At 40.8% G+C, this 22,392-nt stretch carries 15 protein-coding genes; 6 read left to right on the top strand and 9 right to left on the bottom strand.

Features of this window, described 5'->3' with window-relative positions; translation table 11 throughout:
• Positions 1 to 63: 63 nt before the first annotated feature.
• Positions 64 to 1,977 carry a polysaccharide biosynthesis protein gene (locus tag ACHWSC_RS10495; protein ID WP_394676727.1) on the top strand — a complete coding sequence of 638 codons (1,914 nt, stop codon included), beginning with the start codon at positions 64 to 66 and terminating at the stop codon, positions 1,975 to 1,977.
• A 547-nt stretch (positions 1,978 to 2,524) separates the two neighbouring features.
• Here the strand turns inward: ACHWSC_RS10495 and ACHWSC_RS10490 are convergent.
• From ACHWSC_RS10490 to ACHWSC_RS10465, 6 genes are read right to left on the bottom strand one after another with little or no spacing between them, the layout of a single operon-like run.
• Entirely contained in the window at positions 2,525 to 3,067 is a 543-nt protein-coding gene (locus ACHWSC_RS10490) for a DUF3347 domain-containing protein (protein WP_394676726.1), read from the bottom strand.
• Positions 3,068 to 3,069: 2 nt separating this feature from the next.
• Positions 3,070 to 5,520: a zinc-dependent metalloprotease gene (locus ACHWSC_RS10485; protein WP_394676725.1), complete on the bottom strand. Its 2,451-nt coding sequence runs from the start codon at positions 5,518 to 5,520 to the stop codon at positions 3,070 to 3,072.
• Positions 5,521 to 5,540: 20 nt separating this feature from the next.
• Entirely contained in the window at positions 5,541 to 6,965 is a 1,425-nt protein-coding gene (locus ACHWSC_RS10480) for a RagB/SusD family nutrient uptake outer membrane protein (protein WP_394676724.1), read from the bottom strand.
• A gap of 12 nt (positions 6,966 to 6,977) precedes the next feature.
• Positions 6,978 to 10,583 (bottom strand): SusC/RagA family TonB-linked outer membrane protein, encoded by a 3,606-nt coding sequence (locus tag ACHWSC_RS10475; protein ID WP_394676723.1) that lies wholly within the window; start codon positions 10,581 to 10,583, stop codon positions 6,978 to 6,980.
• 34 nt (positions 10,584 to 10,617) lie between these two features.
• Positions 10,618 to 11,763, bottom strand: a complete 1,146-nt coding sequence (locus tag ACHWSC_RS10470; protein WP_394676722.1) for a FecR family protein — start codon at positions 11,761 to 11,763, stop codon at positions 10,618 to 10,620.
• A 56-nt stretch (positions 11,764 to 11,819) separates the two neighbouring features.
• Complete coding sequence (locus tag ACHWSC_RS10465; RefSeq protein ID WP_394676721.1) at positions 11,820 to 12,404, bottom strand: RNA polymerase sigma factor; 585 nt, start codon at positions 12,402 to 12,404, stop codon at positions 11,820 to 11,822.
• A 227-nt stretch (positions 12,405 to 12,631) separates the two neighbouring features.
• Between ACHWSC_RS10465 and ACHWSC_RS10460 the strand changes: the two genes are divergently transcribed.
• On the top strand, positions 12,632 to 13,540 hold the full coding sequence (locus tag ACHWSC_RS10460; RefSeq protein WP_394676720.1) for a DUF4625 domain-containing protein: 909 nt from the start codon (positions 12,632 to 12,634) through the stop codon (positions 13,538 to 13,540).
• 137 nt (positions 13,541 to 13,677) lie between these two features.
• Here ACHWSC_RS10460 and ACHWSC_RS10455 read toward each other — a convergent pair whose 3' ends face one another.
• The 3 genes from ACHWSC_RS10455 to gldL all read right to left on the bottom strand — a co-directional run bounded on the left by ACHWSC_RS10455 (position 13,678) and on the right by gldL (position 17,442).
• Positions 13,678 to 14,433, bottom strand: a complete 756-nt coding sequence (locus ACHWSC_RS10455; RefSeq protein WP_394676719.1) for a hypothetical protein — start codon at positions 14,431 to 14,433, stop codon at positions 13,678 to 13,680.
• 630 nt (positions 14,434 to 15,063) lie between these two features.
• Positions 15,064 to 16,599, bottom strand: coding sequence for a gliding motility protein GldM (gldM, locus tag ACHWSC_RS10450; protein WP_394676718.1), 1,536 nt, complete (start codon positions 16,597 to 16,599; stop codon positions 15,064 to 15,066).
• 30 nt (positions 16,600 to 16,629) lie between these two features.
• A complete protein-coding gene (gene gldL / locus ACHWSC_RS10445) occupies positions 16,630 to 17,442 on the bottom strand; it encodes a gliding motility protein GldL (protein ID WP_394676717.1) in 813 nt (270 codons plus the stop codon).
• A 301-nt stretch (positions 17,443 to 17,743) separates the two neighbouring features.
• On the opposite strand from gldL, the gene ACHWSC_RS10440 reads away from it, so the two are divergent.
• From ACHWSC_RS10440 to ACHWSC_RS10425, 4 genes are all read left to right on the top strand, one after another.
• Entirely contained in the window at positions 17,744 to 18,829 is a 1,086-nt protein-coding gene (locus ACHWSC_RS10440; protein WP_394676716.1) for a mechanosensitive ion channel family protein, read from the top strand.
• An 87-nt stretch (positions 18,830 to 18,916) separates the two neighbouring features.
• On the top strand, positions 18,917 to 19,999 hold the full coding sequence (locus tag ACHWSC_RS10435; protein WP_394676715.1) for an endonuclease/exonuclease/phosphatase family protein: 1,083 nt from the start codon (positions 18,917 to 18,919) through the stop codon (positions 19,997 to 19,999).
• Between the two features lie 101 nt (positions 20,000 to 20,100).
• Positions 20,101 to 21,228: an acyltransferase family protein gene (locus ACHWSC_RS10430; protein ID WP_394676714.1), complete on the top strand. Its 1,128-nt coding sequence runs from the start codon at positions 20,101 to 20,103 to the stop codon at positions 21,226 to 21,228.
• Positions 21,225 to 22,391, top strand: coding sequence for a C1 family peptidase (locus ACHWSC_RS10425; RefSeq protein WP_394676713.1), 1,167 nt, complete (start codon positions 21,225 to 21,227; stop codon positions 22,389 to 22,391). Before ACHWSC_RS10430 ends, ACHWSC_RS10425 begins: the two co-directional genes overlap by 4 nt.
• The last annotated feature ends 1 nt before the right edge of the window (position 22,392 follow it).

The raw sequence follows: 22,392 nt of genomic DNA, 5'->3' as shown, positions 1-22,392 counted from the left end.
AGCTATTATTTTAGTATTTTTGCAACAACTTAAACTACCGAAGGGAAACTTAATAGATATTAAATGAGTAATTTATGGAGAGAGGGTTTGTCTATCAACAAACCACGTTGGGTGATCCTGTTATTGGACATGATTATTGTTGCAGTAGCATTTTTGATTAGCTACATACTCATTTTTAAGCATAGGGGCGGGGTAGAGCTTGGCGCAATGCGCATACAGTTAACATTAGTCGCTGTGATCTATCTGACCTGTTTTTTTATTTTTGGTACATTCAAAGGAGTTGTACACAAAACTGGCATTCGGGAACTGCAACGTATGGTATTTGCGATTGGGATGGCCTATTTTTCATCAGTAATTGTATGTAAGATATTAGAGTGGACACAACCTTCGTTCTTGCATGCAGCTTTTCCTTTTTCCGATACTCAATTACTTTTCCACGCATTAATAACCGGTTTTGGAATGACCTTTAGTCGTGTACTTTATCGGGCCCTATATCACGAACTAATGTGGGGCAATAAAGACAACCGAATTCCTATTATTCTTTTCGGTGCTGGAAATATGGGGAATACCACCTTTCATTTTATTCATACAACATCGCGTAATAAATACCGCATTGCAGCTATTATGGACGATAACCCGCACCGGATTGGCAACCGTATCCAGGGTTTTAGAATTCACGATATTAATAAACTAAATAGAGAATTTGTCGATAGGCATGGAAATGCAGCTGAGCTTATCGTGGCTGTCGATAATAGGGCCCCTGAACGATTAGGTAAGATTTTTAAATTAGCTGAACCGATCCCATTAATTGTTAAAATTATCCCAGATACAGCACGTTTAATGGCTGGCGAGGTGGCAACAAGACAAATACGCAGTTTACGCATAGAGGATCTGCTGGGACGCAAAGCGATCAATCTGGAAAATCCTACTATTGCCGCTGAAATGAAGGGGCAGATCGTATTGGTAACCGGGGGGGCAGGGTCTATTGGAAGTGAGCTGGTTCGTCAGCTCATCCATACGGATCTTAAACAGCTTATTGTAATAGATCAAGCGGAATCTGCTCTATATGATATTCAACAGGAATTAAGCGCTGCAACAAACTTTGTGCGTAGCGTATTTATGGTCGGCAATGTCCGGGACGCACTATTTATGGATGCCTTGTTTCAGGTTTATAGACCGACATATGTATTTCATGCGGCCGCTTATAAACATGTACCTTTGATGGAAGCAAACCCCTATGAATCTATTTTAACAAACGTGTGGGGTTCCTATAATGCGGCGCAGTTGGCTGATAAGTATGGTGTATCCAAATTTGTCATGGTTTCTACTGATAAGGCTGTCAATCCGACGAATGTCATGGGGGCCACTAAACGTGTCGCAGAGATTGCTATATCCACGGTGAATATAAATTCCAGAACCAATTTTATCGTCACGCGTTTTGGGAATGTATTGGGCTCAAATGGTTCTGTAATTCCATTATTTGAAAAACAAATGCTAAAAGGTGGGCCGCTGACAATCACTGATCCAAATATTACCCGATATTTTATGACCATACCGGAGGCTTGCCAACTTGTGCAAGAGGCTGCTGTTATGGGCAAAGGCGGTGAGATATTTGTATTTGATATGGGCGAACCCGTTAAGATTATGGATCTTGCAAAGCAAATGATCCGCTTAAGAGGCTACAATTATCCAGAAGATATCGATATTAAGATCGTCGGGCTTCGTCCCGGAGAAAAGATTTTCGAAGAGCTTTTGGCAAATGGGGAAAATACTGAAAAGACTTATCATGAAAAGATAATGATTGCAAAGGTCAATACCCCAGATATAGCATTGCAAAAAACGAGAATCGAACAATTATGTGCATTTGCGCAAACCGCCGACCCAAATGCTGATAAAATGAATTTAGTGCAAATTGTTAAAGACATTGTACCTGAATTCCGTTCCCAGAATTCGATTTTTACATCCTTGGATCAGTAAGTGTATTGCAAATAGAAAGTCTGCCTGTTATAGTAAATAGTGGGCAGACTTTTTATTTATAAAACTATTCGACCGTTAATGACCTTTCTTCTTACAAAGATGGCCTCATGTCAATTTTAGTAATCCGGATCCTGCGCTAGACCGCTGTTGCTCGCAATAGCATGGTTGGGTACCGGAAAACGATTCAGATGTGGAGAAGTACTTGGATTATGATCCCACCAAAGCGGGAAGGCTTCAATTTAAACGAAATGGGCTTGACATACTATTTGTGGAATGGTCAAGATGAGTTTCGGGCTCCAAACAAAATGGATGTGTTCAAATTCAAGATACTGCATATAATTGGTGTGATTGAATACTAAATGCACAGCATTAGCTTTATAGGCTCTGTCAGTTTAGACAATATGATGATACTTCGAGACGATTTGTTTGGGAAGCTCATCCCTTTGACCTGTAATTATTGCTGGTTACAGAAGATTGTATTTAAACAAAAAAGGCAGTCCAAATGGACTGCCCTTAGATGAATGACGTTACTGCGTTCGCACGTGAATTAATGGCATGCCACTGGCTCCGGATAATCTGCAGTAGCCATTCCCTTGACCAATTGTCCACAATTGCGCATCGATGCTGCGTAAGGATTTTCAATCGCCTTGTCGTAACTTAGCCAATACCCTTTTTCCATCGGACAATATTGTAAGTAAACAGCTTCATCTGTACATTTCATCGTTTCCATAATAGTAAATAGGGATTGTGTGACGGCAGAGAATGACACCTTCATTGCCTTCATGTCGGGGGCAGACTTTAAGCTTGAAGCATCGGTCTTCATCGTCTGGCTTACCTTCTTCAGGCGCATCATATCATCGATCTGCAAACCTTTTAATCGGAAGTTCTGAACTTCTTTTTCTAATTGAATGGCATGCGCTTTACTGCCTTCAAAGTTTTCATCTCTAATATCCGTTTTCACTTCCATGTAGGCTTTAAATAATCGGTCACGTTGCGCCTGTGCAACATCCTGTCCCTGGCTTGATTGACATGAGATCAGCATAAGACAGATCAAACAGGTTGCATAAATTCCTTTTAAGCTATTTTTCATTTTTAGTCTTTATTTATTTGATTTTGAATACGTTTAATTTCTAACAACATCTGCTCAAGATGTTGTTTATTTAGGCTGCTAATCTGTTTTCCAGAAAGTTGCGTAATTTGTTGAACTAACGCGGGCAGATAATTCCGAAGATAAAGCTGTACATCGCTACGCTGCGCCTGTGTAATGATATCCGATCCCTGGGCAATTTTTGGGTTGATGATCTGATTTACTTTTTCGAGGAAATAACGTTGCTGTCCACGTTTGAATGCATCTATACGCAGGTCACCACCTGGTAAGGTCCAAACACCAAGGCCAATTTCGTTCAGGTATTCATCGAGGCTATATGCTTTTTCATTGTTCAGGGACTTCATATAGACATTATAAAGTAACCCTGGGCTCAGCAGCATATTTAACATTTGCTCCTGTTGATCGGTAATCTCCTTGTTAGCATCTTTTCCGATCAGATCCTGGATATCTTTTGGGTATAACCACAAAGGTGGAGCAAATACATTGTCGTTCACATATTGAATGGCATTTTTTACCTTTTCCCGTGGCACAGCAGTATAAACAGCTCCTGCCTGACCACGCACCTTATTGGTAATCTCCTGACTTCCGATGTTTTTCAGCACATGATAGAGGTAACGATTAAATTGTCCTCGTACAGCTTTATGCATGTCCTTGAGGTTGCTGTAATCATCCCCAGGTTCATCAGTCCATTCAACCAAATGGGAAACAACCCGTTTCAGATTTTTAATACCATAGGTACTTGCCAACATCGAATCGTCACCAAGATCTTCTTTTTGACTACGTGGATCTTCATCGTTTCCTTCACCTCCAAACCATAACTTCGGATTAGCGGTTAGGCTATCAGTCACCTGTTTCGTCAAATAGATTTGTTCGTCTTCACCATTCGAAAATTGTGGAAGATACTGATACCCCCATTGAATGGCCCATTTGTCGTACATTCCTACACGTGGATATATACCTGCCAAACCAACCTGATCTTCGGGTTGTGCGACATAATTGAATCGTGCATAATCCATGATGGATACGGTATGTCCATTTTTTTCAACCCAGTTCTTGTCCCGCAATTTCGCTACTGGAGTTTGGCTACTTGCCCCCATATTATGACGAAGGCCTAAACTATGTCCCAGTTCGTGCGACGAAACAAACCGAATTAACTGCCCCATCACCTCGTCATCCAATTTCATTTTTTGAGCAGCCGGGTTTAATGGCCCCACTTGCACCATAAACCATTGCTGGACGAGTTTCATCACATTATGATACCATCCAACATGCGCTTCGATAATCTCGCCACTTCTTGGGTCTGAAATACGCGGGCCATAGGCATTCGCTTTCTCGGAGGCAAAATAACGGATTACAGAGAATCGGGCATCCTCCAAGCTCATCGTTGTATCCTGTTCAGGCCATTCTTTGCCCACAATTGCATTTTTAAATCCCGCTTGTTCAAAAGCTTTATTCCAGTCATTGATTCCCGCAATCAAATAGGGACGCCATTTTTTTGGTGTTGCTGGATCAATATAATAGACAATCTGCTTTTGTGGTTCTACCAGCTCACCTTTTAGGTAGCGTTTTATATCTTTCGCTTTAGGCTCAAGACGATAGCGCTGTATAAAATTTAGTGCTTTGGAACGTTGGTCTTGATCCGTGAATAGAATATACTTATTTGCAAAATAGCCCACTCGCTCATCGAAAATCCGTTTTTTCATCGGCTCTTTTGGCAACAGCACCATGGAGGTGTTGGTGGTGAACGTCATCGCGCCTGTTAAGCTTGCTGCTGGTGTACCTGCTGTTGAAGAATATGTCTTTGTTGTCTTTACTTCCAGATTGATCGGAAATACCTTCATATCTGTAATAAAAGAACGATCGTCTGCCAACGAGGATAGTTTATTTTCGCTTTTTATCTTGCTATCAAATGAAATTGCGGCATTGTCCTTCCGAAAAAGATCGGTGACCTCAACCAGATAACTGTTGCTCCCGGTATGCAGTCCTTTGATATCCAGAATAGCGATAATCGGATCTTCCTGCGACTGCACCAATGCGCTACGAATCGCATCGGTCTCCGGCGCATCCTGCCTGTAGATTGCCGCCCGCAACTGTATACGGTCTCCTAAGCCTTTTTCAAAATAAAGTGTCTGCTCATTCAACTTTTCTCCACCATACATCGGAAATCCTTGCGGAGCTGAAACTAAACGTGTAACTGTCAAAAAATAACGGTTCAACAAGCTGTCGGGAATCTCGAGGTACCATTTTTTGTCAGACTCCAATACGTTAAATACACCAGAACGTGCAACTTTTCGCTTACTAAAGATCTTATTGTAAGCTTCATTTAGATCGTTCTTTGATTTTACGGTATCTGTCTTGCTTGCGCTTTGTTGGGCTTGCACCATACTGCCCGACAAAAGTAGGGCAAGGGTACTATAGATAATTTTATTTTTCATGTGTATTGTTATAGCATATATTAAAACGGTAGCGTTTCATCTGTATTTAACCGCAGATTTGAATTTAACTTCATGACATCCAATGGAAATGGAATGATGTACATTCTTGAATTCGGAGCCAAGGTATAGGTCTTTTGTTCCACTGTTTTATTGACAATCGGAAATACACGCACAAGCGTTTTAGCGTAGTCGGGCTCGATGTTTAAGCGTTTCAAATCGAAAAACCGATGGAATCCAATAGGCAATTCCCGGCGACGTTCGTTAATGACCAGATCCATGACTTCCTTTCGTGTTGTTGGAACAGCTAGGGTCGCTTTTTCTCCTTCGATCCGGGTTTTACGTAAGGTATTCAGCATGTTAATGGCATTTGCATATTGATCCTGACGTGCATAACATTCGGCCAACATGAGATAGATCTCCGGTGTTTTAAGACCTACTGTAGGAAAGAAAAAGGCGGTATACTTTACGTTGTAGTAGCTTGCTCCGGCGCCAATATCTAGAAAACTCGTATTTGAGGTTGTATAGAATAGGCTAAAGCGCTTATCTTCTTTGTCAAACATGCTTGTCAATTCTGGGCTTAAGATATAGCTGTAGCCAAAGTTCATCTCATTATAACCTGTTACATACATATAACTCAACACTTCAGGGTTATTTTCGGCAATCATGGGTAACTTGCTTGGTCCGCCTAATTTTTCGTATTGAACGAGATCAATCAATTGCCCATTCAGCTGCAATGCTTTTTCGGCCGCAGCTTTTGCTTCGGCAATTTCTCTTTTGAAAAGATGCACTTTTGCCTTTAATGCATAAGCAAAAGCTAAGGACGGATGGTAAGGATTCGTCGGTTTTTCCTGTAAATAAGGCAAAGCATCTTCAATATCCTTTTGGATAAAATCGTATACCTGCTGTACCGTTGATTTTACGGGCTTAGCTTCCAGGTCATATTTGTCCATAATACAGATACCTCCATCCTGAGCTGCTTTACTGGCATCATAAGCTTTTGCATAGACGTTGATCAAATGGAAATAATCAAATGCACGAAACATCTTCGCCTCTGCCTTCGCGAGCGACTTTAACCCATTATCTCCTGTACTTTCGTCAACCAAAGAGATAATCATATTCCATTGGGCAATGTATTTATAACATTGGCTATAGAAATTGGACGAATTAAGACGGCTTACCCTGTCCTCCTGTTCTTGGAATAAAAAATTGATGGTATTTATATTAGGTGTTAAACCAATTACATTGGATTCCTTCATATATTGGTCATCGACCAGATACTGAAAGTTATTGATAGGATATCCGCGATTGGGATAAGCAACCAAGTCGTAGTAATCTTGTGCAGTACTCACTAATTGCGAGCCTTTAGGTGTTATATCAAGGTATTTATCGCAGGCAGAAAAGACAATTAGAGTCGCAAATGCCGCCGCTAAAGTTTTAAAATTCATCTTAAATTCGGATTAAAAAGTTAGTGAAAGCCCCATGAGGAATGATTTAGCCAATGGAAAAGTACGTGTTCCACTGTTGAGTGAATACGCTTCCGGATCGATATCATCCCCAGTGGCACTCCAGGTCCATAAATTATTCACCTGCAAGGTTAATTTTACATTTTGCATTCCCGCTTTCCCTGCCCATTGTTTTGGCAATTGATAGCCCACTGCGACATTTCTCAGTTTAACGTAATCTGCCGAAACAATCTGCTTATCGCTATTCCGCCATAGGCTCGAAAGTGTCCCCGCATAGGTACGCAGCTTGTCTGGGTAATCGACCAGCAATCTTGGGTAATCGTTGTCGGCGCCTTCTGCCCATCGATTGACCAAACCCGCGTTTGTGAGCTCATCACTTCCTAAGTCGATGGCATCTTTGCGTAATTTATGTCCGCCAGAGAATACAAACATCGCCGAGAGATCAAATGATTTGTAGCGTAAGCGCTGATTGATGGAGCCTGTATACTTCGGAAACAGTGTGCCCATATTGACCAATGCATCCGGCGAGGTAATGTCTTTGATACTCGTTGGCGTACCATTTTCATCAAAGACAACATTTGATTCTCCGTTTTGATCCAGAAAATAAGGGTAACCATTTACCATTCCTCCATAACGATAGGCCATAATCGAGTTGTAGCTGCTTCCTTCAAAGAAGTAATCACTCGGCGACCCCACAAAGGATTGCGCTGTAGTCGTTAGGCCATTCACTTTTTCGACTTTATTTTTATTGAATGAAAATACCAGCTGGGTGCTTGCCGTCAAATCTTTCTTTTTCAACCAGACGCCATTGATATTAAATTCAATCCCTTTATTGCGTAGTGCACCATTGTTAATTACCCTTGAACTAGCTCCTACGGTAGGGTCCAAAATAGCGGTAATCAACAAATCCGAACTATAACGGTTATAGGCATCGATGCTTCCTGATAAACGGTTGTCAAACACAGCGAAATCCAATCCCAGGTTTGTTGTTGCTGTTTTTTCCCAGCGCAGCATTGGATTAGGCAGCGAGCTCTGTTCCAGATACTGAAGGTAAGGGAAAAGCTTATCTGATTTCCAGGTGGCAGTACCATAGCTGGAACTTTCTTGATCCACATTACCGGTAATACCGTACGTAGCCCGAAGTTTGAGGGAATTTAACCAGTCTTCATTTTTCATAAAGTCTTCATTGCTAGCATTCCAACCAGCACCGATAGACCATAATGGTCGATATTTAAATTTAGGGTCCACACCAAACAGATCTGCTTGATCCACCCGTATGCTCCCTGTCAGGTTAAATCTATTGTTATAGGTATAGCCTGCGTTCGCATAAAGGGAGGTATAGCGATGGAGCGTCTCTTTTTGGGCCCCACTATTTAAATCCGATAGGCGATAATTGCCTCCGTATACATAACTCGGAACGCCAACTTTGCTTAAGGTAGCCCAGTCAAGTGTGGTGGAGGTCAATGTTAGCGGATTATAACCCAAAAGCAGCTGCTCAATAGGGCGTGGCACATGCGACTGGCGCATCTCAAATCCGGCCAATGCCGTTAACTGATGTTCACCGTATTGGCCAAAGGTATTATCGTAGTTAAACTGATTACGAAAGGTGTAACTATAACGTTTGCTCTCGTATTGGTAATAACGGCCTCCAGCGGGCAAGTTCTTTGTATAAACGCCTGTGGTGGCATTATAACTCATCATCGCATTGGAAGCCATCCGCATCATGTAACTACTCTCTTCATAAAAACTCTCACGAGCAGACTGTCCCATTTCATAAGAAAACTGTGTTTGAAACGACAGTCCTTTATAAATATTGGCCCGTAATGATGTAAAAGCACGAAGACCTAAACTTTTATTACTTACCATACCCTCTTCTAATGCCTCAAGCACATTAAAAGAAGTGCTTTTTAAATTTCCATTTGCAGCAATCTGTGCTGCGGTCTTACCATTAATAGGTGATCCTGGGCCTACCGAACTGGCCAGGTCAACGTACGGGCTATAGACTAGGTTGCCATTTTCATCTTTGATACGCGCATAACGTGGCTGTAAAAACAGATTATTGTAAATACCATCTGTATTTTTGTTTACACCATATGTACCATTCAATCCCACTGTTGCCGACAACCATTTGGTGAGATTGAAAGCCGACTTCAAATAAAGGTTAAATTTCTCATTTTTGTCATTGACCACCTGTCCTTTACCTTTGTCATAATTAAAGGAAACAAAGGTATTGCTCCTACTGGAGTTCTGCGAGATACTCGCATTGTAACGTTGACGTGTTTCATTCTGCCATACATTGTCGACAAACTCCTTGATATAATCGTTGCTCCGCCATGAATTGACCGTTTGTTCTAACTCCTGCGAGCTAATTTCACCGATAGATTCTTTCCGAAATAAATCGTACAGGGGTGAGTAATATTTTAAATTGCCACTCCCCAAATTTCCGTAGTAATTAAATAGCGCCTCACTGTTCGCATAACGGGACAATTCTCGCTTATAAACATCTGTTTCGTAATCGATCAGATCAGATGTGCTTGCATAGTGCATCTTAGCGATATCTGGCTTCTGCGTAATGAACTGGTCCACATTAAAGTTTACAGAAACACCTTGCCCTTTACCTCGTTTAGTTGTCACCACGATAACACCATTGGCCGCACGGGCTCCGTAAATCGAAGCTGCTGTTGCATCTTTTAAGACCGTGACTGACTCTACATCATAGGGATTAATATCATTCAAGGTAAATTCGGTCGGCAAATCATCCACGACAATAAGTGGATTGGTGGTTACCGCACTGGAATAGGTTCCAATACCCCGGAGTACGGGTTTGTCGGCGTCTGAACGTGTTGCACTTTTGATATAGGTCAATCCAGATACCTGGCCCTCTAATGCAGAGGTTAGGTCGACATTAATCTGTTTGTTCAATTGATCGTTGTTAATCATAGCATAGGCCCCAGGGCTACGTTCTTTGCTGATCCGCTGGTATCCCGTTACCATGATCTCATTGAGCATAGACTCTTTGGGACTTAACATGACACGAATAGGCTTCTCGACTTGTCCAGCGTTAAAACGAACGATTTTTTCATTAAAGGACACGTGTCTAAAAGACAATTGGATGTCCGCAGTAGTTACATTAATTTCAAAATCGCCATCGCCCGAACTTGTGGCTTGACTGTTATCCGGTAGATTATGAATCGAAACACCAGGAATGGCATTACCCAAACTGTCGATTACTTTTCCGCGTACAAGCTGATGAGCAGTTGATGCGGCTTTACGATAGAGAATGATCCGTTTGTTCTCTAAACGATAGCCGAAGGGCTGATCTTTAAACAAAATAGATAACGCATCTTCAACGGTTGTCAGTTTCAGATTAACGCTGATCGGACGTGCCGATTTTAAGAGGTTACCGTCAAAGACAAATTCATAGCCGTAATGATCTGATAAGCTCGTAATCACCTCTTTGACATCGGCATTTTTAAAGTTCAATTCGACCTGCTGTGCATGTAATTCATAGGGGTCGATCATGCTCATAAGGGCAATTCCAGCGACCAAACTCAGGTATTTTCGCAAAAATACCGGTCGCTTTTGGGTTAGGTGTGACATGGTAGATTAGGGTAAATGTATTATTTAGTTGTTTTTATTTTTTGTTAGTTGTTTTTAACGTGATTTTTTTATTGTTCAATTGAAAATCCAGTCCGCTCGCTTCATTTAAGAGGTTTAGCATCTCCTGTAGTGGAATATTTTTGCGGACTTTCATATAGATCGATTGATCAGATGGCAGCGTTGTGGTATCAATATCTACTCCGTACCACCTGGACAAATCAGACAGAATTACTCGAAGTGACTGATCCCGGTAATCGAAGTAGCCAGCAGTCCAAGCGACAGCTTGCTTTGGCGTTAAACGTTCGATATGTATGCCTTTTTGGTCGGTTACTGCTGTTTCCCCGGGGCGAAGTATAGTTTTTTCTGCAGTTCCTGATTTGCTTAATGCGATGCGTCCAGACAGGAGGGAAGTCGTAACATGGCCATCGCTTGCATAATTTCGTACGTTAAACACGGTGCCCAGTACTTCGACTCTTGTGGCTCCTGCAGTCACAGTAAAAGGTCTTTGCGCATCATGTGCAACCTCAAAGTAGCCTTCTCCTTCCAAGGAAACTTCTCTTTTCGATGGATCAAAAGGAATCTGGAACCTTAAGGTAGATGCAGCATTCATTGTAATCTTGGTACCATCTTCCAGCACAAGCCTAAAATCAGAATTGGGGGTATAGATTGTTTGCAAACTTGGATTTTTCCCAAGTGCGATTACTTTTACAGTTTGGCTGTCGACACGGGAAAAGGAAATGTCGCCCATTTCCCATAGCGAATCAGTCTGTGGTAAAATGGCGATTTCTTTGCCATACTTATCCTTTACATATAAAGTGGCTGCTGATGGCGCAGTAATATCGGAACGATTTGCGTTCTGTCCCAAATAAAACCAAGTCGCCAATCCCGCTACAAGTAGTATGGAGGCGGCAGCCCACCACTTCTGATGCAGTCTAAAATGAATAGGTTGCTTCTTAGGCTCGTTTAAACTATCGATCAATCGTTCCTTAATTATTTCGATATGGGACGCAAAGAGGTGATCAATTCTGTCTTCCTCAAAATCGTTCCAAGCTAAAGACGTTAGATGCTCCAGCTCTTCGTCGCTTGCTTGATCGAAATAGTGCAGTAACCAATCGAGATCCACCCGGTTGATGCTTCCATCTAAATAGCTCTTGTAAATATTATCTATTTTTTTTGCCATATCTATAAGTTAATACGCAACTTATTAGCAAAAACACTATCGTAATGTTATTTTTTTTAAAAAAAATAGAATGTAACAAGAATCGTCAAAATTTCATCATAATGGTCCTGTACGAATTGGCGAATATGCTGGTTGGATTTGACCATCGCATTACTCACTGTCGAAACAGAAATATTCAGTTTTTTTGCAACTTCTTCGTAACTTTTCTGCTCTATCTTACATAAAACAAAGATTTCTTTTCTACGCTCACTTAAAGTATCGAGCGCTCTTTCCAATAACGCGGCCTGCTTCTCCTGCATATCACCTTCTTTTTCCATGATGTAAAGCTGCTCGAAATGTTGGTATAAGTTTTCCTGCATAGCGGATTCTTTCGCTAATTTTCTATACCATGAAATAACATCATTTTTAGCTATTGTAAAAATCCAGGACTTAAAGTTTCGGTTCGGGTCAATGGTAGATCTTTTTTGCCATACTTTTAGGAATACATCTTGGACGATCTCTTCGCTGACCTCTCTATCTTTAACCATTCGAAAGATAGTGGAAAATAAGGCATGGCTATACTGGTCATATAAAGCAAAAAAGGATTGCTCGTTTCCTTGGGAGAGCGAAATCAATAGCTTATTTTCTGCTGTAGCGTCCATTGTAGAGTTTTCAAAAGGGCAGATAGTATGCTGTTTAAACAGCTAATCAGCGATCAAATTTACAAATTTCAACTTAATATTAACGGCAATAGCTTTCATACGGATATTTATATACAGTTAGCGTTTTAGGATCAAAATTTAAATAGTTGTTTTAATACAACAGTGTTGCTTTTGTATTGATTTTATTATATTTGCAACTATATTGCATTAATAAAAAATTGTACTATATGATCAAACCAATAAAAATTATCCTAGCATTTATGCTCGTTTCTGAGCTTTTTGTATCCTGTAAAAAAGAAGGGGAGACAGCAGAGGTTGTTTCGCCAAAAGCAGAAAACGTAGAAATTGGCTATGCCAATAACAAGCAAGCAATCCGAGGGCGGGATTTTCACTTTAATGCGGATATTCTTGCCGGAGATAAAATCGAGTCTGTTCAAGTAAAAATTTTGCCAAAGGATGGGCAGACCTATACCTCATCATGGAAAACTGAAATGGCATGGGATGAGTTTAAAGGATTAAAAAATGCCAATGTGCACAAGCATTTTACCATTCCAGTGGAAGCGCCTGAGGGTAAATTTGATTTTTTCTTTATCGTAAATGATGTCAATGGATCTAAGTTAGCATTAAAGGAAGACTTTCAGATCTTCGATGTGACTAATATGCCAGTTGACCCCACCGTGGATCGTGATATTTTCTCCCGAAACGATAATATGGTTTATTATATGAATACCTATGTAGAGGATCCGCTGATTTTCAAAAAAGGGGATAAGTTTACGGCACGTGCGCAGATCAAGCAAATACAGGGGGATGGCATTCTATATACAGCATTGATCAGACGGACCTTGAATCATTTTCCCGAAACGGTTGATAAACTTGACTTGACGAAGGCTATCATTATCTCTAAAGTGGAGCATAAAGATCTGGGGCCAGCATCAAAAGTCAATACCTATAAGTTAGTCAATGGTACGATAAGCGGTGATGATATTTTAATCGGTGCCGAGAAAGATGGTTTGGGCAGTCAGATTTCTGGTGAAAGACAATGGCAATCTGGTCAGTACAATCTCGTTATATTATATAAAAATACCACTTTTAATATGAGTACCTTTAAGTCGATTCCCATTACTATTTCGTATTAGAAGATATTTGCCTAGTTAAATATATCAAAGCGTTCCCAATTAAAGGAAGGCTTTTACTTTCTTAATAATTGCGCTATAAGCATGATGAATTGCCGGTTTACTTGAAGGAATTGCGAGAGATGTTATAGTTCTTTATATCACTGTCCGCTTATAGGTAGTTTACTAATATATATGATCGCTGTGTCAGTAGCTGTTGGATAAGTACGTTGATTGCCTTTAACAGTCCACTCAAAACGCGTTCCTTCAGCGCCAATGTAAAGTCGGTTTTTCTTGTCGTGGTAAATATAATTTAGTTGTCGACGGAAAGGAAAATCAAGCAATTGTTCGCCTTTATCAGTAACCCTTACTAGTTTATCTGGCTGCATCAACGGGCGTCCATATTCTTTGTCGATGATTTCATTGGGCTGTGGGCTGATTTTGTAGGATTCATTTTCACTGATCTTTGTTTCTTTTCGATTGACCCGCACTTTATCATAGACTTCATAGCCATATTTGCCTTTTCCGCTCCAATTTTTGCCCATGTCCAACGAGAACAAAAATGGACTTGTCGAATGGTCCTGAAAGTTACTTAAAGCCATCAGTTCTCCCTGATACATACTGAAGCTTGGTATGCCAAGTCCGGCATCGTTGACCATTTGCCATGAAGCTCCTTTATCCGTGGTCATATAAATCTTGTACATGGTGGCAACGACCAGGGTATCGTCAATATTACCATAGATCGCCGAGGTACCTCTAAGCTGTCGCGGGATACTCAATTTTGTCCAGGCAGGATCTCCTGTTTCAATATCGATAGGCCCCTTCGTCTCAGAATGGTCATCCTTTTGGCAAGAGCTAAAAAACAGGCCTAGGGCGCAGACAAAAAAAAGTGGTTGTAGAGTCGTTTTAAACTGCATGTTTTTTTTCTATTTGAGTAAACAAGTTTTGTGATTTTTAAGTTTTGTATAATTTTAAAGATGGTTATAATAACTTAAAGTTATTGTATGCTTGGTGTATATTTTTATTTTTCAATACTTTTCAGAAAGAAATATAGGATGGATAGGGAAAGTCCTCTTTAATATAAATCCTTTAAAGGGCAAAAATGAGATGTTATTGCAGTGGAAGTTTGGGTAATTTTTAGTTGAAGCAAACCATGTCAAATAGTTACCAAATTATGCCTTTTGACATTGCTTGTTCAGTGCTTGTTCAGTGCTCGTTCAGTGCTTGCTCAGTGTATACTGAGCAAACACTGAACGAGCACTGTCTAAATATTGGCTAAAAATTGTTATTAGGTATAACTTAGTATGACTGTTTTGGGGTTTATTGTTTATTTAAAACCTAAGGAGGCAATTAAGGTAACCACCAAAATAGCATTAATAGGACTGTTTCCGGGCAAGCAGATGTTTGTGTAAGGTTAAAGCAGGTAGTTATTTACGATCTTACTGTGGAGAGTGGCGTATAGCATCGCAATAAAAGAGGCTGTCCAATTTTGGACTGCCCCCAAAAGATTGGACAGCCTCTTTTATTCGTTATGTAGATCGTTTACATTAATTTGCCGTCAAAGCAACAGCGTTGAGCTGTCTAGAGGTTCCGTCAGGACCTACAGCAACAATATTGTCAAAGATCACACGCGTACCTGGTACAATACCATTTAATGCAGAGGACATGCTTGAACTCAACTGGCCGCCTGAAGTCGACAACACGATTGCATCCGCACGAGGCTTGGCAATGATCATGGTAAATTTGGTGACTTTGAAAGTAGCATCAAAATCGAAGTTATCCAGTTTGGCAAACAATGCATTTTGTGCTTTAAGTGCGACCGTAGCCATTGATCCGCCTGTTTTACCAGCAAACTTGGCAATAGGATCTGGAATGCGTTTTACACGGAATTCTGTCGAGCTCAATGTCTGTGTTTTTCCTGGTGCGACCTCAGCCGAAACCGAAATATGTGCTGTGCCCGGAGAACTTACTTTCACATTATACTTACCACCGCCGGCACTAGAAATACTGCCGCCACTCATACTCACCCGCACTTTATCTGTCGGAGTACCCGGAGCTGAAACCGATATCGGGTTGTTCACACCGATATAAAGTACATTCATTTTGTCTGGCGATACGACCGCTGAAGGACGCGCAACTTGGTAGGTCTGTACAGGGGTCCGATATTCTTTGTAGGATCCATCGGTTTGTTTTACTTTGATCACACCGGTCCAGGTATAGATACCTTCCCGACTGGTGTTGATCGAATAAACACCTTTTCCATCCACCACCTGAAGCGATGATCCATTAACGGAGATGGCTGGTTCAGATTTGGAATCGGATGCCGTCAGAAATACTTCGGCTTTATAAGGTTGCCCTTGGACCAAATAGGAGGTAGGAGCAACAGCAACCGCTGCAAATTTGTCTAAGTTCACAACGGCCTGATCCATTTTGCCTAAGATAAGCTTGACCACATCAGATTCTGCATTCTGCGCATCGGTCTGAATTTTGGTTAAAATAGTCATCGCCGCGGTCAGAGGTGTGCCACTACCGAAATTAATTTCTTCCCAGGATTTTTTACCGTTTACAGACTTCTCCGGATCTTTCGCCTCTAAAGAGAACGAAACCATCTTTTGTTCTTCAGGTGTCAGTAGGGCCAATAGTTTGGTACGTGTTGAATTGATTTTGTCTTTTAGGATGGTTCCTTTTTTCTCATTGATCATGAGATTGGGAGAGATATCCTCGTTTTCACGTTGAGCAAGATCGCCCTTCTCTTCATCGTATCCACCGCCTTGTTTAACGAACTCTTCTTTTAAGGAACCAATATATTGATTAAGTTCCCCAATAATAGCCTGCGCTCTTTTTGCCTTATCGTAGATTGGTTTGGCACGTGCCGGCTCTTCTTTTAGTTTGGTATTTTCGAATGCGGTGAACAGTTGCTGAACAGCTGTGCTAACATTCGCTTTGGATGTTTCGAGACTGTTGTTAATGTTTTTGAATGCATCCAAGATGGAATCCGGTACATTGAGCGCCAATAAAGCGAGCAAGACCAGATAGAGGATTCCAATCATCCTTTGTCTTGGAGTTTCTCTTCCTAATGCCATTGTTTTTGATTTAAGTGATACAAGAATTAATTACACACGCGGTTGATTCATCGCGCTCAACATATTGCCATAAATGGCATTCAAGGCATTGAGGTTTTTCGCTAGCTTGCCCACTTCATCTTTAAATGCTTTGGAATCATCCAGTGATTCATTAAAGTTCTGCATGGTAAAGCTTAGGTTCTCATAAAACTTGTTCATCGATTGTAAATGTGAGGCCGAATCGCGTAATTCACGTTCATACATCGCATTTAATTGACTTAGGTTGGTTGTCAAACTTTTTACCTGTTCGTGGTAGTTGGACGTATCGCCAGAGGTATTCGACATAGCGACTAGGTTTTGCGAAGCTTTTTCAAACGCTAGGCTCAAGTTATCAAACTTAGAAGTTGCTGTTCTGAGTTTATTCGTGAACTCTTCTGTTGCTAATGAAACATCCGATAACTTATTGATGGCTGATACTTTTTCACTGAAATCACGTAGGCCACGACCGAGATTTTCAATACTTGCTGGTTCAATATTGGCATCAGCAAACATTTTGTCCAAAGCAGCTGTAGCTGAAGGCCCTGCAGGTTGGGCAACAACAGCTTTTCCTCTTTGTGGAAGTTCGCCATTAAAATTGTCGTCCAATTCAGGATAAACTCGGGTCCAATCAGGTTCTGGCGCTGGTGGGTTAAAACCCATTAAAAAGAAAAGGAAGGCTTCTACACCTAAACCGATTCCGATCATATAGTTGGCTGTGGTTCCACCGATATGTAGAATTTTAAATAGTACCCCAATGATGACGATACTCGCTCCCCAGGATATGGCTACATTCAGCCATCTAGAATTGTCTTTTTTCTTGCTCATTGTTAATCGATATATTTTAGTTTAATTTTCTTGGAAAGTTAGATGTCTCTAATCTTTAAACATTTTATAAAAGGTAAATGCTTTTTTTATATATTCCATTAATGCAGTATATAAAGTTAGTTATCTGTTTGTAATTGGCTCTTTAAGCTCAAAAAACATACCAAAAAGAGTAATAAAAGCAATTTTTTAATCGTTGAAAACTTCGTTTCAATATAGGTTTTTTCAAATTAATTCAAACGTTAATAGCGTTAAAAAGTTATATCTTATTAGTATTAGATGTAGAACAATAGAAAAAAGAGACATGATGAACGAAGCATTAATTCAACTTTCACAGAAATGGCCGCCATGGCTCTGGAATATTGCATTAATCCTATTTTCATTTTTGATAGGTATCTTGATTAAACTCATATTTATTCCCTTACTACGCCGTCAGGCCATTCAACAGGAATCCTACTCCCTTTTCCGTTCTTTTATTAGACGCTTTAATCGTGTGCTGAGTGTGTTTATCCCATTAATTGTCTTTAACAGTTTACTGCCCTTTACCCAATTTAACGAAAGAACGCTCCGCGTGGTTAGTAAAACCAATGAGCTTTTGTTGGTCAGTTTCTTTGCGGCAATGCTGATACAGGGGATCAAGGTTTTTGAAGATTATCTCTACCATCGTTTTGATATCAATAAGGAAAACAACCTCCGGGAACGAAAGATTAGGACACAGATCGTCTTTATCCGAAAAGTGGTGGTTACCCTGATCATTGTGATTTCGATGGCTATTATTTTATTAAGCTTTGATAGCATGCAAAAGATCGGTGCGGGTTTGCTCACTGGAGTGGGGGTTGGCGGTATTATAATCGGTTTTGCTGCACAAAAGTCTTTGGGAAATCTCCTCGCTGGCTTTCAGATAGCTTTTACACAACCTATACGTGTGGATGACGTGTTGGTCGTCGAAGGGGAATGGGGGCGTGTGGAGGAAATCAATCTGACCTACGTAGTGGTCAATATCTGGGACAAACGCCGCTTGGTATTGCCCATCACGTATTTTATTGAAAAACCGTTCCAAAATTGGACGCGCACAACCTCCGAGATATTGGGTACGGTATTTATCTATACAGACTTTATCGTACCTGTGCAACTATTGCGCGATAAATTGACGGCCTTGCTTACCGGTCATCCGCTTTGGGACGGTCAAGTCAATGTCCTTCAAGTGACAGATTTTAAAGAGCGTACCATGGAGATCCGATGCCTGATGAGCTGCCGCAATTCGGCTCAGGCTTTTGACCTACGCTGTTATATTCGGGAACAAATGATTGTGTATATCCATTCGAACTTTCCAAATGCATTAGCCAAAACACGGGTGGATTATCGGGAGAGCATGCAAAAGGAGCTGTAATAGCTAAGTAGCGTTTGATAAGTGGTAACCTGTTGAAAAAATAAGTGAAATTTATTTAAGTTTGTTTAAAATGGTAGGGCTAGCGATATGCTAATTTTTTATGTTATATTCTCCAGTATATTGATTTTACTGAGTGTGTTACCCTTTATCCGAAGCCAGCATTGGATTTTTCGGGTAGCTGAATTTGTCAAGTTGCAACTGTTGGTATTTCAGGTGCCGGCATTGGCAATGGGTTTTTATCTCTTGGGGGAAGATTCTTGGATATGGTGGTTGCAGGGTGTACAGCTGGTGCTGATTGTATACCATGCCTATATATTGATACGCTACTCCAAATTTTGGCGTCGCGAAAAATATGAAAAGGGCCGAGATGCATCTGATAGTATCAAAGTAATCTCCTGTAATGTGCTGCAATTCAATACGGATTATGATCGCTTCATTGACCTGATTCAAAAAGAACAGCCGCACATTTTTTTGACTATGGAAAGCGATACTTCTTGGGAAAAAGCTTTACGTATACTTGAAAACGATTACCCAAATTTTGAGAAGGTAACGCTGGACAATACCTACGGCATGCATTTTTATACCAATCTAAAGATTAACAAATGTCAGGTGCATTATTTTGTGGCGGATGATATTCCAAGTATTGAAGCTGAACTGGAAACTGCCGATGGACACCGTTTTATCTTTTTTGCCGTTCATCCGCCGCCGCCGAGTCCGACAGAAGAGGAAACTTCCAAAGAAAGGGATGGCGATCTGCTCAGTGTGGCCAAAAGGGTCCGCGATTACAAAATGCCAGTGGTTGTCACGGGAGATTTTAATAATGTGGCCTGGGCAAAATCTTCCCTTTTGTTCAAGAAAACCAGCAAATTGATCGATGCACGCATCGGACGGGGCATTCTTTCCACCTTTCATGCCAACCATTGGTTTTTCAGAGTGCCCTTGGATCTGTTGTTTCATAGTCCAACAGTATTTATCGATAAGCTGTTTATATATCCGTCGGTTGGGTCCGATCATTTTCCGATGGGCTGTACATTCTTTATCGATCGTTACTCCGAAGAGCAGGCGGAAGATATCGAACATTTGGAAGACGGTGATATGGTCGAAGTTAATGAGATGATTGCTGAGGGTAGGGAGGAAGCAAGCGACAATCGAATTTCAAAAGGGGAGTAGGGAAGTTAACTCCGGATTGGATTCTTTTTAATAAAAAAAGGAAGAAATTTGTTTAAAATGCTTAATTTAACGACACTAAGCGAGATAGCCAAATCCAATCCATGGAAAGAGATCATTCTTCTTTAACTTCGGCAACGCTCTTGTCGAAAACTATCGATTTTCTCCGCTTCCCCTTGATCGTAGGGGTGGTGTTTATTCATACGGATTTTTCGAATATCATTATTCAAGCTTCAAAACCGGTTAATATACTCCATTTTCCTGTTTTCGCACATGTTTTTTCCTTATTTTCGAAGCTCGTCTTCGAAGTCTGTGTGCCGCTTTTCTTTTTTATCTCAGGCTTTCTTTTCTTTTATCGTACGGAGTCCTTCACGTTTGAGGCCTATCTCAAAAAATTAAAGAGCAGACTGCACAGTCTGTTTATCCCTTATATTTTCTGGAACTTAGCGGTACTACTTTTTTTCTTTCTGGCACAGACTTTTTTCGTCGGACTTTTATCGGGTGCGAATAAGCCTATTGTTCAGTATAGTATATCTGATTGGCTTTGGTCTTTTTGGGATACTTCGCATATACATGTTCAGGCGACAAAAAACTTACCCATCAATTCACCTTTTTGGTTTATCCGTGATCTCATGGTGGTTGTGGTCCTGTCGCCCATTGTTTATATTTTAATTAAAAAGCTACACCTATTCGCATTGTTAATACTCGGGTTTCTCTGGGTTTATAATCCTTATTTTTACCTGCCGGGATGGAGTACGGTTTCTTTCTTTTTCTTTTCGGCAGGGGCTTACTTTAGTTTGCATAAAAAGAATTTTGTGCTCATCATGAAGTCTTTATTGCCCTGGCCAATTCCATGTTATATCTTGCTGGTCGTAGGGGCATTTTATAGTTTGAACGAAGAATGGTGGAGCTATATCTATTGTGCCAATGTATTGGTAGGCTTGATAAGCGTGGTTGCAGTGACAGCTTCCTTTATCGAAAAGGGACGCTGGCGGCTTAATTATTTTTTGGTCAGTGCCAGTTTTTTTATATTTGCCTACCACCGTTTGCTATTGGTTTTTATTATTAAATTCTTATTTAATCAGATTAGACCGCAAACGGATGTTATACTGCTGTTTTTGTATCTTCTCTGCCCGGCCATCGTTATACTGTTGGGACTATTGTTTTATAGGGCTATTAAGAAGCTGTTGCCCAGCTTTACGGCAGTTATTTGTGGAGGTAGATTATCATGAAAAAAAAGAATTGGATCATTATGGCAATCATAGTTGCTATATCGGCTGCCGTAGCTATACTTTATAGATTTTATTACCCGAAAAATATAAGGTTGCTCAAGTCGGAGTTTGTCTTTACGGAGTTGATCCTATTGAAAAGTACAGCAGTGAAGAACCAGGGAGCTTCCAGCACCTGTTGGTCTTATACCGGCAATTCATTTTTAGAATCTGAAATGCTCCGTATGGGTAAAACTTCTGTAGCGATTTCACCCCTATATACGGTAAGGATGGCTTATCTCGAACGGGTGCGAAACTACTTGCGCTTGCATGGCGGCCTAAAACTGAATGAGGGGGGGCAGCTTTACGATGTCATGCAGACGCTAAGACAGCATGGGGCGATACCCAGCGCGGCATACCGGGGAGTTAAAGCAGGTAAAAGCTCGAGCAATTTCAAGCGCCTGCGCGCTGTGCTGAACAGTACGCTATCCAATATGGTAAAAACCAAAGAGCTGAAAAGCAGCTGGGAGCAAGATGTGGAGTTGCTAATGGACGACTATTTAGGAAAAGTTCCCGTTAATTTTGACTATCAGGGTAAATCGTATACAGCACGTAGTTTTGCTGATCAGGTTATAAGAATAGATCCAGATCAGTATATTCATATCGCTTCTGTTACCACCGCACCCTACTACAAATCATTTGTTTTTTTGATTCCCGACAATTGGTCGTTCAGTCAGTTTTATAACTTGCCTATGGAGGAACTTACCATTGTTATTGATCGGGCTTTAAAAAAAGGTTTCACGGTAGCTTGTACAGTTGATATTTCGGAACCTGGTTTTTCCTGGCCTTATGGCATCGCGTATGTTCCCCAAAAGTCGGTATCAGATATGACCGCGGAAGAAAAGAAGACTCAATTCATCAGGCCACAACCTGAACGTATAGTCGATGCTATGGAGCGCCAAAGCGCATTCGATACATGGCAGACAACAGATGATCATGCGTTACATATTATTGGCTTAGTAAAAGATCAAAACGGAAAAGAATACTATGTAGCCAAGAATTCTTGGGGCAGGGGCAATGCATTCCAGGGTTTTGTCTACCTCACGAAAGAATATTTGCGCTATAAAAGCATAGCTTTGATGCTTCACAAAGATGCTCTTGAACCATCTTTGAAAGACAAATTGTAAA

It is taken from the genome of uncultured Sphingobacterium sp. (assembly GCF_964277905.1).
GTDB classification, from domain to species: Bacteria; Bacteroidota; Bacteroidia; order Sphingobacteriales; family Sphingobacteriaceae; genus Sphingobacterium; species Sphingobacterium siyangense.
Note: the sequence above shows the minus strand (reverse complement) of the source record. Positions and strands in the feature narration are given on the sequence as shown.

Coding starts and splice junctions, on each gene's coding strand:
- gldM (WP_394676718.1), bottom strand. CDS start 16,599: ATGGCATTAGGAAGAGAAACTCCAAGACAAAGGATGATTGGAATCCTC.
- ACHWSC_RS10470 (WP_394676722.1), bottom strand. CDS start 11,763: ATGGCAAAAAAAATAGATAATATTTACAAGAGCTATTTAGATGGAAGC.
- ACHWSC_RS10435 (WP_394676715.1), top strand. CDS start 18,917: ATGCTAATTTTTTATGTTATATTCTCCAGTATATTGATTTTACTGAGT.
- ACHWSC_RS10490 (WP_394676726.1), bottom strand. CDS start 3,067: ATGAAAAATAGCTTAAAAGGAATTTATGCAACCTGTTTGATCTGTCTT.
- ACHWSC_RS10465 (WP_394676721.1), bottom strand. CDS start 12,404: ATGGACGCTACAGCAGAAAATAAGCTATTGATTTCGCTCTCCCAAGGA.
- ACHWSC_RS10480 (WP_394676724.1), bottom strand. CDS start 6,965: ATGAATTTTAAAACTTTAGCGGCGGCATTTGCGACTCTAATTGTCTTT.
- ACHWSC_RS10430 (WP_394676714.1), top strand. CDS start 20,101: ATGGAAAGAGATCATTCTTCTTTAACTTCGGCAACGCTCTTGTCGAAA.
- ACHWSC_RS10440 (WP_394676716.1), top strand. CDS start 17,744: ATGATGAACGAAGCATTAATTCAACTTTCACAGAAATGGCCGCCATGG.
- ACHWSC_RS10455 (WP_394676719.1), bottom strand. CDS start 14,433: ATGCAGTTTAAAACGACTCTACAACCACTTTTTTTTGTCTGCGCCCTA.
- gldL (WP_394676717.1), bottom strand. CDS start 17,442: ATGAGCAAGAAAAAAGACAATTCTAGATGGCTGAATGTAGCCATATCC.
- ACHWSC_RS10495 (WP_394676727.1), top strand. CDS start 64: ATGAGTAATTTATGGAGAGAGGGTTTGTCTATCAACAAACCACGTTGG.
- ACHWSC_RS10485 (WP_394676725.1), bottom strand. CDS start 5,520: ATGAAAAATAAAATTATCTATAGTACCCTTGCCCTACTTTTGTCGGGC.
- ACHWSC_RS10460 (WP_394676720.1), top strand. CDS start 12,632: ATGATCAAACCAATAAAAATTATCCTAGCATTTATGCTCGTTTCTGAG.
- ACHWSC_RS10475 (WP_394676723.1), bottom strand. CDS start 10,583: ATGTCACACCTAACCCAAAAGCGACCGGTATTTTTGCGAAAATACCTG.
- ACHWSC_RS10425 (WP_394676713.1), top strand. CDS start 21,225: ATGAAAAAAAAGAATTGGATCATTATGGCAATCATAGTTGCTATATCG.